Raw genomic sequence first — 14,447 nt, forward strand, 5'->3', positions numbered from 1 at the left:
ATACGAAGCAGAAGGTAAGAGGAGTAAGCGATGGAAGCCAGGGCTCAGGCGCGGTTCGCGCGCCACACGCCCATGAAGGCCCGCCGCGTGGTGGACCTCATTCGCGGGCTGCCCGCTTCGGAGGCGCAGGCCGTGCTGCAGTTCGCTCCCCAGTCGGCGAGCGAGACCGTGTACAAGGTGCTGTCGAGCGCCATTGCCAACGCGGAGCACAACTTCAAGCTCGACCGTGACACGCTCTTCGTGAGCCGTGCCTGGGTCGACGAGGGCCCGACGCTGAAGCGGTTTCGTCCCCGTGCTCAGGGTCGTGCCTATCGGATCAACAAGCGGACCAGCCACATCACCGTGATCGTGGAGTCCCGCGAGCCGAAGGGGAGGACCCGCTAGTGGGTCAGAAGGTTAACCCGCACGGGTTCCGCCTCGGCATCACGACCGACTTCAAGAGCCGGTGGTATGCCGACAAGCTCTACAAGTCGTACGTTGCCGAGGATGTGGCGATCCGCCGCATGCTCAAGAAGGGCATGGAGCGGGCCGGCATCTCCAAGGTGGAGATCGAGCGGACCACCGACCGGGTTCAGGTCGACATTCACACCGCCCGTCCGGGCATCGTCATCGGCCGCCGCGGCGCCGAGGCGGACCGGATCCGCGGTGACCTCGAGAAGCTGACCAAGAAGCAGGTCCAGCTGAACATCCTTGAGGTCAAGAACCCTGAGATCGACGCTCAGCTCGTCGCCCAGGGGGTGGCCGAGCAGCTGTCCAGCCGTGTCTCGTTCCGCCGCGCCATGCGCAAGGCGATGCAGTCGGCGATGAAGAGCGGCGCCAAGGGCATCCGGGTGCAGTGCTCCGGTCGTCTCGGCGGCGCGGAGATGTCCCGTTCGGAGTTCTACCGCGAGGGCCGCGTGCCCCTGCACACCCTCCGCGCGGACATCGACTACGGCCTGTACGAGGCCCGTACCACCTTCGGCCGCATCGGCGTGAAGGTGTGGATCTACAAGGGTGAGGCTCCGACCAGCCGCGCCGAGCGCGAGGCGGCCGCCGCCGGTGCTCGTGCGGGCCAGCGTCGTGACCGCGACGACCGTCGCGGCCCCGGTGCCGGTGGCGGCGACCGTCCCCGTCGTGGCGCCGGTGGCGCCCGTCGTGGTGCCGGCGCCGGCCGTGGCGACCGCGCCCCCAGGACCGAGGCGGCCTCCCAGGCCGCCCCCGAGACCGGCCCGGCTGCGCAGCCGGGTGCTGAAGGGAGCTGACCATGCTGATCCCGCGCAGGGTCAAGCACCGTAAGCAGCACCGGCCCGACCGTCACGGCGCCGCCAAGGGCGGCACCAGGGTCGTGTTCGGCGAGTTCGGCATTCAGGCGATTGAGCACTCCTACGTGACCAACCGCCAGATCGAGTCGGCTCGTATCGCGATGACCCGTCACATCAAGCGTGGTGGAAAGGTCTGGATCAACATCTATCCGGACCGTCCTCTCACCAAGAAGCCCGCCGAGACCCGCATGGGTTCCGGTAAGGGCTCGCCGGAGTGGTGGATCGCCAACGTCAAGCCCGGTCGCATCATGTTCGAGCTGTCGGGCGTCGCCGAGCCGGTGGCTCGCGAAGCCCTGCGTCGTGCGATGCACAAGCTGCCGATGAAGTGCCGGTTCGTCAAGCGTGAAGTGGGTGAGGCGTGATGGCTAAGGGCCTGACCGCCGGTGAGCTGCGGGTGGAAGACCAGGACACTCTGGTCACGAAGCTGAAGGAAGCCAAGGAGGAGCTGTTCAACCTCCGCTTCCAGGCTGCGACCGGCCAGTTGGAGAGCCACGGGCGGCTGCGTGCCGTTCGCCGCGAGATCGCCCGTATCTACACGGTGATGCGCGAGCGGGAGCTCGGAATCGTCACGGTAGAGAAGGAGTCGATTGATGGCTGAGGCCACGGAAACCACGACCGAGACGCGGAACTACCGCAAGACCCGTGAGGGTCTGGTCGTCAGCGACAAGATGGACAAGACTGTCGTGGTCGCTGTCGAGGACCGCGTCAAGCACCCCCTGTACGGCAAGGTCATCCGCAGGACGACCAAGTACAAGGCGCACGACGAGGCCAACAGCTGTGGTGTCGGCGACCGCGTTCTCCTGATGGAGACCCGGCCGCTCTCCGCCAGCAAGCGCTGGCGGGTCATCGAGATCCTCGAGAAGGCCAAGTAAGACAACGCGCCTCGTGGGGGGTGACACCGTCACCCCCCATGACGGCGTCCAAGGGGGCGAAGCGATCTTCGCCCCGCCTGCGTCGGCGGTCCGCCAAGGACTGTCGCCGGGGGACAAAGACCCAGCAGGTTCCGCAAGGCTCACCCACGGGTGAGAACCAGCGAGACAAACAGGAGTACAAGTGATCCAGCAGGAGTCGCGGCTCAAGGTCGCCGACAACACCGGTGCGAAGGAAGTCCTTTGCATCCGTGTGCTCGGTGGCTCGGGCCGGCGCTACGCGGGAATCGGCGACATCATCGTCGCCACTGTCAAGGACGCCATTCCCGGCGGCACCGTGAAGAAGGGCGATGTGGTCAAGGCCGTCATCGTCCGCACTGTCAAGGAGCGCCGCCGGCCCGACGGCTCCTACATCCGCTTCGACGAGAACGCCGCCGTCATCATCAAGGACAGCGGTGACCCCAGGGGCACCCGCATCTTCGGTCCCGTCGGACGTGAGCTGCGTGACAAGAAGTTCATGCGGATCATCTCGCTCGCGCCGGAGGTGTTGTAATGCCGAAGCTGCATGTGAAGAAGGGTGACCTCGTACTGGTCATCGCCGGCAAGGACAAGGGTGCCAAGGGCCGCGTGATCGCCGCCCACCCGCGCGACGAGCGCGTGGTGGTCGAGGGCGTCAACATGGTCAAGAAGCACTCCAAGGAGACCAACCAGGGTCCGCGTGGCGCCAAGACCGGCGGCGTGCAGACCATGGAGGCTCCCATCCACGTGAGCAACGTCAAGAAGCTCAAGGATGACGACAAGCCCGCCAAGAAGGAGTCGGCCAAGGCTGCTTCCGAGGAGACGGGTGAGGACAACTGATGACCGCGAACACTGAAGAGCGGACCCTCCCGCGCCTCAAGCAGCGCTACCGCGAAGAGATCATCGCGAAGCTGAACGAGCAGTTCGGGTTCGAGAACATCATGCTGGTGCCCACCATCACTAAGATCAAGGTGAACATGGGCGTCGGCGAGGCCGCGCGTGACTCGAAGCTCATTGAAGGCGCCGTCCGCGACCTCACCGTGATCACCGGCCAGAAGCCGGCGGTCGTCCGCGCCCGCAAGTCCATCGCCCAGTTCAAGCTGCGCGAGGGCATGCCGATCGGCGCGCACGTCACGCTCCGTGGCGACCGGATGTGGGAGTTCCTCGACCGGCTGCTCTCGCTGGCGCTGCCCCGTATCCGTGACTTCCGCGGCCTGTCGCCCAAGCAGTTCGACGGCAACGGGAACTACACCTTCGGTCTCACCGAGCAGGTCATGTTCCACGAGATCGACCAGGACAAGGTCGACCGTCAGCGTGGTATGGACATCACGGTCGTGACCACCGCTAAGACCGACGACCAGGGCCGGGCGCTGCTGAAGCACCTCGGCTTCCCCTTCAAGGAGGCCTGATCATGGCGAAGACGTCGCTCAAGGTCAAGGCTGCTCGCAAGGCCAAGTTCGAGGTCCGGGCGTACACTCGGTGCTCGCGCTGTGGTCGTCCCCGCGCCGTCTACCGGAAGTTCGGCCTGTGCCGCATCTGCTTCCGTGAGATGGCGCACCGGGGCGAGCTGCCCGGCATCACCAAGTCGAGCTGGTAGCCCTCCGCGCGGTCCCGTGACCATCACGGGACCGCGCGGGGCACCGGCCACACATAGAAGTTCGTATTCACCGGGCGCTGACTACAAGCGCCCATGACCGCACCGAAGGTCCCCTGTGGAAACCGCGGTGAGGAAGGCCACCGGCCATGACGATGACCGACCCGATCGCAGACATGCTGACGCGTCTGCGAAACGCGAACTCGGCTTACCACGACAGCGTGGCGATGCCGTACTCGAAGATCAAGGCGCACATCGCCGAGATCCTCCAGCAGGAGGGTTACATCCAGTCCTGGAGCGTCGAAGACGCCAAGGTCGGAAAGAACCTCGTGGTGGAGCTGAAGTTCGGGCCGAGCCGTGAGCGGTCGCTCGCGGGCCTGCGACGGGTTTCCAAGCCCGGCCTGCGGGTCTATGCAAAGAAGGACAACCTGCCCCGAGTCCTGGGCGGACTGGGCGTCGCGATCATCTCGACGTCCGGCGGTCTCATGACGGACAAGCAGGCCGGCAAGCGTGGAGTGGGCGGGGAAGTCCTCGCCTTCGTTTGGTAGAGGGGAGAACGAACAGCATGTCAAGAATCGGACGGCTGCCCATCCCCGTACCGAACGGAGTGGACGTCGCCATCGACGGCCGGGACGTCACGGTCAAGGGCCCCAAGGGCACGCTTTCGCTTACGGTCGCGGAACCCATCGCGATCGCCAAGGGTGAGGACGGAAACCTCTCCGTCACCCGCCCCAACGACGAGAACAAGGTCCGTGCGCTGCACGGCCTGTCCCGCACCCTGGTCGCCAACATGGTGACCGGTGTGACCCAGGGCTACTCGAAGTCCCTGGAGATCGTGGGCGTCGGTTACCGCGTGCAGGCCAAGAGCCCGACTCAGCTTGAGTTCGCTCTCGGCTTCAGCCACCCGGTGATCGTCAACGCCCCCGAGGGTGTCACCTTCCGCGTCGAGAAGCCGACGCTGTTCCACGTGGACGGCATCGACAAGCAGAAGGTCGGCGAGATCGCCGCGAACATCCGCAAGCTGCGCAAGCCCGACCCGTACAAGGGCAAGGGTGTGCGCTACCAGGGTGAAGTTATCCGCCGCAAGGTCGGAAAGGCTGGTAAGTAGGCATGGCTGGCAAGACTGCGTTCGGCAAGCACACGGCCGCCCGCGCCGTCTCGCGGGCCCGCCGCCACGGCCGAGTCCGCAAGAAGGTTGTCGGTACGGCCACGCGTCCGCGTCTGGTCGTCAACCGCTCCACGAGGCACCTCTTCGTGCAGATCGTCGACGACGCCCAGGGCCACACGCTGGTGAGCGCCTCCACCATGGACGCCTCCCTGCGCTCGGCCGAGGGCGCCAAGACCGACAAGGCCAAGCAGGTCGGCGAGCTTCTCGCTCAGCGGGCCAAGGCAGCCGGGATCACCGCGGTCGTGTTCGACCGGGGTGGCAACCGCTACGCGGGCCGCATCGCGGCTCTCGCGGACAGCGCCCGCGAAGGTGGACTGGAGTTCTGATGACTCCTTTCACCAGTGCGCAACCGATGGCCCGTCTTACGAATGAGAAGAGGAACCACTAATGGCTGGAGCTCCGCGTCGCGGTGGCGCCGCCGGTGGCGAGCGGCGTGACGGTCGTCGTGACGACCGCCGCGGTGGCAACGCTGACAAGGGCGTCTCGTACATCGAGCGCGTTGTGAAGATCAACCGAGTGGCCAAGGTCGTGAAGGGTGGTCGTCGCTTCAGCTTCACCGCCCTCGTCATCGTCGGTGACGGCAACGGCATGGTCGGTGTCGGCTACGGCAAGGCCAAGGAAGTGCCCGCGGCGATCGCCAAGGGTGTCGAAGAGGCCAAGAAGCACTTCTTCAAGGTGCCCCGTATCCAGGGCACCATCCCGCACATCGTGCAGGGCGAAGAGGCCGCCGGCGTCGTCTTCCTGCGTCCGGCGTCGCCCGGTACCGGCGTCATCGCCGGTGGCCCGGTGCGCGCCGTGCTGGAGTGCGCGGGCATCCACGACGTGCTGTCCAAGTCGCTCGGCTCGGACAACCCGATCAACATCGTGCACGCCACCGTGGCCGCTCTGAAGGGCCTCAGCCGCCCCGAGGAGATCGCGGCCCGCCGTGGCCTGCCGATCGAGGACGTCGCCCCCAAGGCGATGCTCAAGGCTCGCGCCGAGGGTCTCGCGGAGGCCGCGGCGGCGAAGGCGGTGAGCTAGCCCATGGCACGCCTGAAGATTACCCAGGTCCGCTCGAAGATCGGTGGCAAGCAGAAGCAGCGTGACTCGCTGCGCTCGCTCGGTCTTAAGCGAATCGGCGACGTCGTCGTCAAGGAGGACCGCCCGGAGATCCGCGGCATGGTCTCCGTGGTGACGCACCTCGTCACCGTGGAAGAGGTCGACTAGACATGGCAGAGAACACTCCGCTCCGCATCCACCACCTGCGTCCGGCCCCCGGCGCCAACAAGTCGAAGGTCCGCAAGGGCCGCGGCGAGGCGTCCAAGGGCAAGACCGCGGGTCGCGGTACCAAGGGTACGAGGGCCAGGAACACTGTCCCGCTCGGCTTCGAGGGTGGTCAGGTTCCGCTGCAGCGGCGCCTGCCCAAGTTCAAGGGCTTCTCCAACGCCCTGTTCAAGACGACCTACCAGGTCGTCAACCTTGACAGGCTCGGCGAGCTGTTCCCCGACGGTGGCGACGTCACCGTGGAGACGCTGGTCGCCAAGGGCGCGGTTCGCAAGAACCAGCTCGTCAAGGTTCTGGGAACCGGTGACATCTCCGTGGCGTTGAACGTGGAGGCGCACGCCTTCTCCGCCAGTGCCAAGGAGAAGATCGCTGCCGCCGGAGGCTCCGTCTCCGAGCTGTAGGTGTCATCATCACGCGGCGCGGGGGCTCGTAATGGGCCCCCGCGCCCGTAGTGCGTTAGAGTTCGCTGGACAGTGGGCCTCGACTCATTTCCTTGGGCTCATTGACTGGATATGGCAAAGATGGAACACCCCCGCACCATCGCTGACCGACCTCGCCTTTCAGGCGCGCAGGAGGGACCGTGCTGACCGCATTTACCCGAGCGTTCCGTACGCCGGACCTGCGTAAGAAGCTGCTCTTCACTTTGGGCATCATTGCGCTGTTCCGACTTGGGTCGGTCCTGCCGACTCCGGGTGTGCATACCGAGAACATCAGCCGTTGTCTCACCCAGGCGCAGGCGGGGGACGCGGGCAACATCTACGGAATGGTGCAGCTGTTCAGCGGCGGCGCCCTCCTGAAACTTTCAGTGTTCGCCCTCGGCATCATGCCGTACATCACCGCGAGCATCATTCTTCAGCTGCTCGTCGTGGTCATTCCGCGCCTGGAGGCCCTCAAGAAGGAGGGGCAGGCCGGGCAGACCAAGATCACGCAGTACACGCGGTACCTGACGGTCGGGCTTGCCGTCCTGCAGTCGACCGCCTTCGTGGCCCTGGCCCGCGGCGGCCAGCTGTTCCCGCAGTGCCGTGAAGAGATCCTCCTCGACAAGGACAACGTCTTCGCCATCGTCACGATGGTGCTGACCATGACCGCCGGCACCGCCGTCGTCATGTGGCTGGGCGAGCTCGTCACCGACCGGGGCATCGGCAACGGCATGTCCATCCTGATCTTCACTCAGGTCATCGCCGTCTTCCCGTCCGAGCTGCTGAACATCGCCAGGCAGAAGGGCGGCTTCGTCTTCGCCGTGGTCATCGTCGTCGGTATCGCGATGATCGCCCTGGTCGTGATGGTCGAGCAGGCCCAGCGCCGGATCCCGGTGCAGTACGCCAAGCGCATGGTCGGCCGCCGGATGTACGGCGGGACGTCGACCTACATCCCGCTGAAGGTCAACCAGGCCGGCATCATCCCGGTCATCTTCGCCTCCTCGCTGCTCTACCTTCCGCAGCTGATCACGACGCTCTTCACGAACAGCCAGGAAGAGCCGAACAAGATCATCCAGTGGATCTCGCAGGAGTTCGGCGGCGGAGGGACCACCCCGACGTACATGATCACTTTCTTCCTGCTTATTGTGTTCTTCACGTACTTCTACGTGTCGATTACCTTCAACCCCGTTGAAGTCGCTGACAACATGAAGAAGTACGGTGGTTTCATCCCGGGCATCCGCCCGGGGCGCCCGACGGCTGAGTACTTGAACTATGTGCTCACGCGACTCACCGCTCCTGGCGCGCTGTATCTGGGCCTGATCTCCATGGTGCCGATCGTCGCGCTGGCGCTCGTCGGTGCGAGTCAGAACTTCCCGTTCGGAGGGACGAGCATTCTGATCATGGTTGGTGTCGGCCTTGACACCGTGAAGCAGATCGAAAGCCAGCTGCAGCAGCGCAACTATGAAGGCTTCCTGAAATAGTGCGCCTCGTCCTGGTCGGGCCCCCCGGAGCGGGTAAGGGGACACAGGCCCAGTTCATTGCGTCGCACCTGTCGATCCCGAAGATTTCGACAGGTGACATCTTCCGTGCCAACGTCTCGGGTGGCACGGAGCTCGGCAAGCTTGCCAAGGAATACATGGACCGCGGTGACCTCGTGCCTGACGAGGTCACCATCGCGATGGTCCGTGACCGCCTCGCTGAGAAGGACGCGCAGGACGGTTTCCTGCTCGACGGCTTCCCCAGGAACGTGCCCCAGGCCGAGATCCTGAAGAAGATCCTCGCCGAGTTCGGATCCGGTCTGGACATCGTTCTGGAGCTCGTGGTCGACGACGAGGAGGTCGTCCGCAGGCTCGCCGGGCGCCGTACCTGTAGCCAGTGCGGCCGGATCTGGCATGTCGACTTCGACGACAAGAAGGACGACATCTGCGACGCCTGTGATGGTCGGCTGTACCAGCGCGACGACGACAAGGAGGAGACCGTCAGGCACCGCCTGGAGGTCTACCAGGAGCAGACCGCCCCCCTGGTCTCCTTCTACGCGGACGAGGGCATCCTTGTCGGAGTCGATGCCACCGGTCCGGTGGAAGAGATCACTCAGCGCGCTATGGAGGCCCTGAGCCCCTTCGTCGGCTAGCGAAGCGATGTTCACCTCGCACGCCACCCATGGCTCCCCATGGGTGGCGTGCTGTCATTTAGGGCAGAATCTGGGGAATTGGGCTCCCGGACCGCCCGTTGAACCACCCCAGGGGGTGCGCACGTGTTCAAGAAGAACAAGCACGGAATCCAGATGAAGACGCCCGAACAGCTGGAGAAGATGCGGGCGGCGGGCCTGGTGGTCGGTCGTACCCTGCAGTTGCTGCGGGAGAGCGTCCAGCCGGGCATGACGCCCCTGGACCTCGACGCGATCGCGGAGAAGGCCATCAGGGGCGAGGGGGCGATCCCCTCCTTCAAGGGCTACCAGGGCTTCCCGGCGACCATCTGCGCGTCGGTCAACCACGAGGTGGTCCACGGCATCCCGAGTGACCGCAGGGCGCTGCGGGAGGGCGACGTCATCTCGATCGACTGCGGCGCCATCCTGGACGGCTGGCACGGCGACTCGGCCATCACGGTCGGTGTCGGTGAGGTGGACCCCAAGCTGACCGAGCTGATGAGGGTCACCGAGGAGGCCATGTGGCGGGGCATCGCCGCGCTCACCGTGGGTCGCCACCTGTCCGACATCGGCCACGAGGTGGAGAAGTACGTGCGCTCCCAGGGGCGCTACGGCATCCCGCAGGAGTACGGCGGGCACGGCATCGGCACCGAGATGCACATGGATCCGTGGGTGGCCAACCACGGCAAACCGGGTCGTGGTCTGCGTTTCGAGCCGGGTATGTGCTTCGCCGTCGAGCCCATGGTCAACCTGGGGACGGACCGGACCAAGGTGCTGGCCGACGACTGGACCGTGGTCACGATCGACGGTAAGGCCTCGGCACACTTCGAGCACAGCGTCGCCGTGACACATAATGGACCTTGGGTACTGACCGCCCTTGACGGGGGTAAAGAGCGGCTTGCCAACCTGTTGGGAGACGCGGGCTAGATCGGGCTCGCCGGCGAGCGGATGTGGTTGATATGGCGTCTGGTCCGGATATGCGAGCTTCCGATGGGGACCGCGACAAGGTCGCCTCGGTCCTGCGGGAGCACTACGCGCAGGGCCGTCTGACCACCGAGGAGTTCGATGAACGCCTCGAACAGCTCTACAGCAGCAAGACGTACGGCGAGCTCGCCGTCCTCACCTCCGACCTTCCCGACGTCGACCTGCGCCGGCTTCCAGAGACCCCCTCCCGGGCCCCTGAGCGCGTCAAGGGGGACAAGCAGGACAAGGCGCAGAACAAGGGTCTGGCGGCCGCCTGGGCCGCCTGGGCGACGGCCAGCGGCGTCAACTGGATGATCTGGCTCATCATCGGAGTGACCGGCGGCTTCGACTTCCCCTATCCGTGGCCGCTCTGGGTCATGGGCCCGTGGGGTGTGGTGTTGCTGGTGACGACCGTCCTCGCCGGACTGGGCGGGGACAAGAAGTCCACCTGAGCGGCGGGTCGTCCGGGGCCGCCCGGGCCGCGAGCCGCCGCAGGACGTCGGGCGGACTCCCCGGACGGCCTCGATAGGGGCGGTCGCCCGAGGGGATCCGGTCTGACCGGGCCGGAGGAATGCTGGTCTGACCAGGCTGGACATGCCACAATGAGGCCACGGGCATTCGCGTGTCGAGCCGTGCCGTCCATCCCTGAAGGGATCTGCGGTATCCTTTGTAGCGGTTGTGTCAAGGTGCCGGCCGTGTGTTTCGCATTTCCTCGCCCGGTGCCGTACACTCCTTCTTCGGTTCACTATGACCAATGCGCGTCGGCGGTTTCGCAACCGCCGCTCTCATCGAAGCGCTGGGTCGCGGCTGCTTAGTGTTCCGAAGCCTCAGACGACCGATCAGTGAAACGCGAGGGACATGGCCAAGAAAGACGGCGCCATCGAGATCGAGGGCACTGTGGTTGAGTCGCTCCCGAACGCGATGTTCAGGGTGCAACTCGATAACGGCCATAAGGTCCTGGCCCACATCAGCGGGCGGATGCGGATGCACTACATCCGGATCCTTCCTGACGACAGGGTTGTCGTCGAACTGAGCCCCTACGACCTCAGTCGTGGGCGGATCGTCTACCGATACAAGTAAGCGTCTGAGGGACGAATAGGACTATGAAGGTCAAGCCGAGCGTCAAGAAGATCTGTGACAAGTGCAAGGTGATTCGCCGGCACGGTCGCGTCATGGTGATCTGCGACAACCTGCGCCACAAGCAGCGTCAGGGCTAGTCGTTCCAACAGGCCTCACGAGAGTCCGCTCCTAAGAGGCGGGCTCGACCCATGTGGGGCTTCCAAGGTAATCGCGTTTCACACCTGCGCAGGCGGCTCGCGCCGTACCCCGCAGGAGACCCCCGGTCGGAGGCCGGGGCCCTCACCCCGGGCATGGGGAGGGGAAGTGAGGCGTAGGACCTCCGCCACAACGAAGGAGAATGCCCGACCATGGCTCGCCTGGTTGGCGTCGACCTCCCCCGCGACAAGCGGCTGGAGATCGCTCTCACCTACATTTTCGGGATCGGCCGCACGCGCGCGCTCGAAACCCTCAAGGCCACCGGTGTGAACGGCGACCTCCGCGTTCACCAGCTCACGGACGAGGAACTCGTCCCGCTGCGCGACTACATCGAGGCGAACTACAAGATCGAGGGTGACCTCCGTCGCGAAGTTCAGGCCGACATCCGTCGCAAGATCGAGATTCAGTGCTACCAGGGCATCCGGCACCGCCGTGGCCTTCCCGTGCACGGTCAGCGCACGCAGACCAACGCACGCACCCGTAAGGGCAAGAAGAAGACCGTGGCCGGCAAGAAGAAGCCCGGTAAGAAGTAGTCCGCGTAGCCGCAGGACCGAAGACCTCAGGAGTGAAGGCAAAGAATGCCTCCTAAGAGCCGCCAGGGTGCACCGAAGAAGGTGCGCCGCAAGGAAAAGAAGAACGTCGCTCACGGGCACGCCCACATCAAGAGCACGTTCAACAACACGATCGTTTCGATCACCGACCCGAGTGGGAACGTGATCTCCTGGGCCAGCGCCGGCCACGTCGGGTTCAAGGGCTCTCGCAAGTCCACCCCGTTCGCCGCGCAGATGGCCGCGGAGAACGCCGCCCGCCGCGCCATGGAGCACGGCATGCGCAAGGTCGACGTCTTCGTCAAGGGCCCCGGCTCCGGTCGTGAGACCGCGATCCGCTCGCTGCAGGCGACGGGTCTTGAGGTCGGGTCCATCCAGGACGTCACCCCCGTGCCGCACAACGGCTGCCGTCCGCCCAAGCGCCGTCGCGTCTGAGCCCAGGAGAAGATAGAAAATGGCTCGTTACACGGGTGCGGACTGCAAGCTCTGCCGCAGGGAGAAGACCAAGCTCTTCCTCAAGGGCAAGAAGTGCGAGTCCGCGAAGTGCCCCATCGAGATCCGTCCTTACCCGCCGGGTGAGCACGGCCGCGGCCGTCCCAAGGAGTCCGAGTACCAGCTCCAGCTCCGCGAGAAGCAGAAGACCCGCCGCATCTACGGCGTCCTCGAGAAGCAGTTCCACAACTACTACGAGGAAGCCAACCGCAAGACCGGCAAGACCGGCGAGAACCTCCTCCAGATCCTGGAGAGCCGTCTCGACAACGTGGTCTACCGCGCCGGTTTCGCCGAGTCGCGCGACGCCGCCCGCCAGCAGGTCCGTCACGGCCACATCCTGGTGAACGGCAAGAAGGTCGACATCCCGTCGTACCGCGTGCGCGAGCACGACATCGTCGAGGTCCGCGAGAAGTCGCGCAACCTCCTGCCCTACGAGGTGGCCCGCGCCACCGCCGGTGACAAGACGTACCCGGCGTGGCTCGGTGTCGTCCCGGACGCGCTGCGCGTCCTGGTCCACCAGCTCCCGGTCCGTCAGCAGATCGACACCCAGGTCCAGGAGCAGTTGATCGTCGAGCTCTACTCCAAGTAGCGGCTCCTCAGGTGCCGTGCGGCGATTCGCCGCACGGCACCTATGCTGTTGTTCGAGCGGCGTCAAATAGCGGGCGCCGCCATGCAAGGGAGATTCCACATGCTGATCGCTCAGCGTCCCTCCCTCCTCGAGGAGTCAATCGAGGAGACCCGGTCCAAGTTCATCATCGAGCCGCTGGAGCCGGGCTTCGGTTACACCATCGGCAACTCGCTGCGGCGCACGCTGCTGTCGTCCATCCCGGGCGCGGCGGTCACCAGCATCCGCATCGAAGGCGTGCTGCACGAGTTCACCACCGTGCCGGGCGTCAAGGAGGATGTCACCGACATCATCCTGAACCTCAAGGACCTGGTCGTCTCCTCCGAGCACGACGAGCCGGTGGTGATGTACCTGCGCAAGCAGGGCCCCGGTGACGTCACGGCCGCCGACATCGCGCCCCCGGCCGGTGTCGAGGTGCACAACCCCGAGCTGCGCATCGCCACCCTGAACGGCAAGGCGAAGCTGGAGATGGAGCTGACCGTCGAGCGCGGTCGCGGTTACGTCTCCGCCGCGCAGAACAAGCAGCCGGGCCAGGAGATCGGTCGCATCCCGATCGACTCCATCTACTCCCCGGTGCTCAAGGTCACCTACAAGGTCGAGGCGACCCGTGTCGAGCAGCGCACCGACTTCGACCGTCTGATCCTGGACGTCGAGACCAAGCCGTGCATGAAGCCCCGCGACGCGGTGGCCTCCGCGGGCAAGACCCTCGTCGAGCTGTTCGGCCTCGCCCGCGAGCTGAACGTCGAGGCCGAGGGCATCGACATCGGCCCGTCGCCGACGGACGCGGCCCTGGCCGCCGACCTGGCGCTGCCGATCGAGGAGCTGAACCTCACGGTCCGCTCCTACAACTGCCTCAAGCGCGAGGGCATCCACACCGTGGGTGAGCTCGTGGCGCGCAGCGAGCAGGACCTCCTCGACATAAGGAATTTCGGTGCGAAGTCCATCGAAGAGGTCAAGCAGAAGCTGCACGAGATGACGCTCGCGCTCAAGGACTCCCCGCCCGGGTTCGACCCGAGCGCGGTGGCCGGCGGCGGCTACGACGACGACGACAGCGCCTACGTCGAGACCGAGCAGTACTGATTTTTCGATAACGGGGATCGTGAGCGACTCCCCGGCCCGACCCCGGTACCTTGTACGGCCGGGGCGGGTTTACTCCCAAGGAGAACGTTATGCCTAGGCCCACCAAGGGTGCCCGTCTCGGCGGCAGCCCGGCCCACGAGCGGCTGATCCTGGCGAACCTCGCCACCCAGCTGTTCCAGCACGGCCGGATCAAGACCACCGAGGCCAAGGCGAAGCGTCTGCGGCCGCTGGCGGAGAAGCTGATCACCAAGGCGAAGAAGGGCGACATGCACAACCGTCGCCAGGTGCTGACGGTCGTCAGGGACAAGGGTGTCGTCCACCACCTCTTCACCGAGATCGCCTCGACCTTCGCCGAGCGTCCCGGTGGCTACACCCGGATCACCAAGGTCGGCCTCCGTAAGGGCGACGCCGCCCCCATGGCCGTGATCGAGCTGGTGTCCGAGCCGCTGAACACGGTCCGCGTCGGCCAGACCCAGGCCGCCAAGGCCGCCCCGGCCCCCAAGGCCGAGGAGCCGAAGGCCGAGGAGACCAAGGCCGAGGAGGCCGAGAGCGCCGAGGAGCCGAAGGCCGAGGAGACCGCCGAGGCGACCGAGGCTCCCGCCGAGGAGACCGAGGCCAAGAAGGACAACGCCTGATCTTTCAGGCCCAGTGAACGGGCCCGGCACTCCCGCACCGGGATGCCGGGC

26 protein-coding genes are annotated in these 14,447 nt (G+C 65.6%); all 26 read left to right on the forward strand.

What is annotated here, in order from left to right; translation table 11 throughout:
* Positions 1-30 precede the first annotated feature (30 nt).
* The 26 genes from rplV to rplQ all read left to right on the forward strand — a co-directional run bounded on the left by rplV (position 31) and on the right by rplQ (position 14,396).
* Positions 31-384, forward strand: a complete 354-nt coding sequence (gene rplV, locus AB0K21_RS01180; protein ID WP_030912916.1) for a 50S ribosomal protein L22 — start codon at positions 31-33, stop codon at positions 382-384.
* Positions 384-1,241 carry a 30S ribosomal protein S3 gene (gene rpsC, locus AB0K21_RS01185; protein ID WP_326635525.1) on the forward strand — a complete coding sequence of 286 codons (858 nt, stop codon included), beginning with the start codon at positions 384-386 and terminating at the stop codon, positions 1,239-1,241. The genes rplV and rpsC overlap by 1 nt, the downstream gene beginning before the upstream one ends.
* A 2-nt stretch (positions 1,242-1,243) precedes the next feature.
* The gene (gene rplP / locus AB0K21_RS01190; RefSeq protein WP_030912912.1) at positions 1,244-1,663 is read left to right on the forward strand and encodes a 50S ribosomal protein L16; all 420 of its coding nucleotides are present in this window, start codon (positions 1,244-1,246) and stop codon (positions 1,661-1,663) included.
* The gene (gene rpmC, locus AB0K21_RS01195) at positions 1,663-1,899 is read left to right on the forward strand and encodes a 50S ribosomal protein L29 (RefSeq protein WP_030912909.1); all 237 of its coding nucleotides are present in this window, start codon (positions 1,663-1,665) and stop codon (positions 1,897-1,899) included. Before rplP ends, rpmC begins: the two co-directional genes overlap by 1 nt.
* Positions 1,892-2,173, forward strand: coding sequence for a 30S ribosomal protein S17 (gene rpsQ / locus AB0K21_RS01200; protein ID WP_030912907.1), 282 nt, complete (start codon positions 1,892-1,894; stop codon positions 2,171-2,173). Before rpmC ends, rpsQ begins: the two co-directional genes overlap by 8 nt.
* Positions 2,174-2,354: 181 nt before the next feature.
* Entirely contained in the window at positions 2,355-2,723 is a 369-nt protein-coding gene (gene rplN, locus AB0K21_RS01205; RefSeq protein WP_012887841.1) for a 50S ribosomal protein L14, read from the forward strand.
* Positions 2,724-2,731: 8 nt separating this feature from the next.
* Positions 2,732-3,028: a 50S ribosomal protein L24 gene (gene rplX / locus AB0K21_RS01210; RefSeq protein ID WP_063766231.1), complete on the forward strand. Its 297-nt coding sequence runs from the start codon at positions 2,732-2,734 to the stop codon at positions 3,026-3,028.
* Positions 3,028-3,597 carry a 50S ribosomal protein L5 gene (rplE, locus tag AB0K21_RS01215; protein WP_030912902.1) on the forward strand — a complete coding sequence of 190 codons (570 nt, stop codon included), beginning with the start codon at positions 3,028-3,030 and terminating at the stop codon, positions 3,595-3,597. Before rplX ends, rplE begins: the two co-directional genes overlap by 1 nt.
* Positions 3,598-3,599: 2 nt before the next feature.
* Complete coding sequence (locus AB0K21_RS01220) at positions 3,600-3,785, forward strand: type Z 30S ribosomal protein S14 (protein ID WP_012887844.1); 186 nt, start codon at positions 3,600-3,602, stop codon at positions 3,783-3,785.
* A gap of 146 nt (positions 3,786-3,931) precedes the next feature.
* Entirely contained in the window at positions 3,932-4,330 is a 399-nt protein-coding gene (rpsH, locus tag AB0K21_RS01225; RefSeq protein WP_343968325.1) for a 30S ribosomal protein S8, read from the forward strand.
* Positions 4,331-4,347: 17 nt separating this feature from the next.
* A complete protein-coding gene (rplF, locus tag AB0K21_RS01230; protein WP_343968323.1) occupies positions 4,348-4,890 on the forward strand; it encodes a 50S ribosomal protein L6 in 543 nt (180 codons plus the stop codon).
* A 2-nt stretch (positions 4,891-4,892) separates the two neighbouring features.
* Positions 4,893-5,276, forward strand: a complete 384-nt coding sequence (rplR, locus tag AB0K21_RS01235; protein WP_030912897.1) for a 50S ribosomal protein L18 — start codon at positions 4,893-4,895, stop codon at positions 5,274-5,276.
* Between the two features lie 61 nt (positions 5,277-5,337).
* Positions 5,338-5,970, forward strand: coding sequence for a 30S ribosomal protein S5 (rpsE, locus tag AB0K21_RS01240; protein ID WP_030912894.1), 633 nt, complete (start codon positions 5,338-5,340; stop codon positions 5,968-5,970).
* Between the two features lie 3 nt (positions 5,971-5,973).
* A complete protein-coding gene (gene rpmD / locus AB0K21_RS01245; protein WP_030912892.1) occupies positions 5,974-6,156 on the forward strand; it encodes a 50S ribosomal protein L30 in 183 nt (60 codons plus the stop codon).
* A gap of 2 nt (positions 6,157-6,158) precedes the next feature.
* Entirely contained in the window at positions 6,159-6,614 is a 456-nt protein-coding gene (gene rplO / locus AB0K21_RS01250) for a 50S ribosomal protein L15 (RefSeq protein ID WP_343968319.1), read from the forward strand.
* A 179-nt stretch (positions 6,615-6,793) separates the two neighbouring features.
* Positions 6,794-8,113 carry a preprotein translocase subunit SecY gene (secY, locus tag AB0K21_RS01255; protein ID WP_343968316.1) on the forward strand — a complete coding sequence of 440 codons (1,320 nt, stop codon included), beginning with the start codon at positions 6,794-6,796 and terminating at the stop codon, positions 8,111-8,113.
* A complete protein-coding gene (locus AB0K21_RS01260; RefSeq protein WP_343968314.1) occupies positions 8,113-8,763 on the forward strand; it encodes an adenylate kinase in 651 nt (216 codons plus the stop codon). Before secY ends, AB0K21_RS01260 begins: the two co-directional genes overlap by 1 nt.
* Before the next feature lie 123 nt (positions 8,764-8,886).
* Positions 8,887-9,705: a type I methionyl aminopeptidase gene (map, locus tag AB0K21_RS01265; protein ID WP_343968312.1), complete on the forward strand. Its 819-nt coding sequence runs from the start codon at positions 8,887-8,889 to the stop codon at positions 9,703-9,705.
* A 50-nt stretch (positions 9,706-9,755) separates the two neighbouring features.
* Positions 9,756-10,193, forward strand: coding sequence for a DUF1707 domain-containing protein (locus tag AB0K21_RS01270; RefSeq protein WP_343968310.1), 438 nt, complete (start codon positions 9,756-9,758; stop codon positions 10,191-10,193).
* A gap of 406 nt (positions 10,194-10,599) precedes the next feature.
* Positions 10,600-10,821: a translation initiation factor IF-1 gene (gene infA / locus AB0K21_RS01275; protein ID WP_012887858.1), complete on the forward strand. Its 222-nt coding sequence runs from the start codon at positions 10,600-10,602 to the stop codon at positions 10,819-10,821.
* 23 nt (positions 10,822-10,844) lie between these two features.
* Positions 10,845-10,958, forward strand: coding sequence for a 50S ribosomal protein L36 (rpmJ, locus tag AB0K21_RS01280; protein ID WP_003956441.1), 114 nt, complete (start codon positions 10,845-10,847; stop codon positions 10,956-10,958).
* 210 nt (positions 10,959-11,168) lie between these two features.
* Positions 11,169-11,549, forward strand: coding sequence for a 30S ribosomal protein S13 (gene rpsM, locus AB0K21_RS01285; RefSeq protein WP_012887859.1), 381 nt, complete (start codon positions 11,169-11,171; stop codon positions 11,547-11,549).
* A gap of 45 nt (positions 11,550-11,594) precedes the next feature.
* Positions 11,595-11,999 (forward strand): 30S ribosomal protein S11, encoded by a 405-nt coding sequence (rpsK, locus tag AB0K21_RS01290; RefSeq protein ID WP_012887860.1) that lies wholly within the window; start codon positions 11,595-11,597, stop codon positions 11,997-11,999.
* 19 nt (positions 12,000-12,018) lie between these two features.
* The gene (gene rpsD / locus AB0K21_RS01295) at positions 12,019-12,645 is read left to right on the forward strand and encodes a 30S ribosomal protein S4 (RefSeq protein ID WP_030912875.1); all 627 of its coding nucleotides are present in this window, start codon (positions 12,019-12,021) and stop codon (positions 12,643-12,645) included.
* 99 nt (positions 12,646-12,744) lie between these two features.
* Complete coding sequence (locus AB0K21_RS01300) at positions 12,745-13,761, forward strand: DNA-directed RNA polymerase subunit alpha (protein WP_030912872.1); 1,017 nt, start codon at positions 12,745-12,747, stop codon at positions 13,759-13,761.
* Between the two features lie 89 nt (positions 13,762-13,850).
* On the forward strand, positions 13,851-14,396 hold the full coding sequence (gene rplQ / locus AB0K21_RS01305) for a 50S ribosomal protein L17 (protein ID WP_364146924.1): 546 nt from the start codon (positions 13,851-13,853) through the stop codon (positions 14,394-14,396).
* Positions 14,397-14,447: the final 51 nt, after the last annotated feature.

Origin of the sequence: Streptosporangium sp. NPDC049248, assembly GCF_040678965.1 — a bacterium.
GTDB lineage: Bacteria > Actinomycetota > Actinomycetes > Streptosporangiales > Streptosporangiaceae > Streptosporangium > Streptosporangium fukuiense.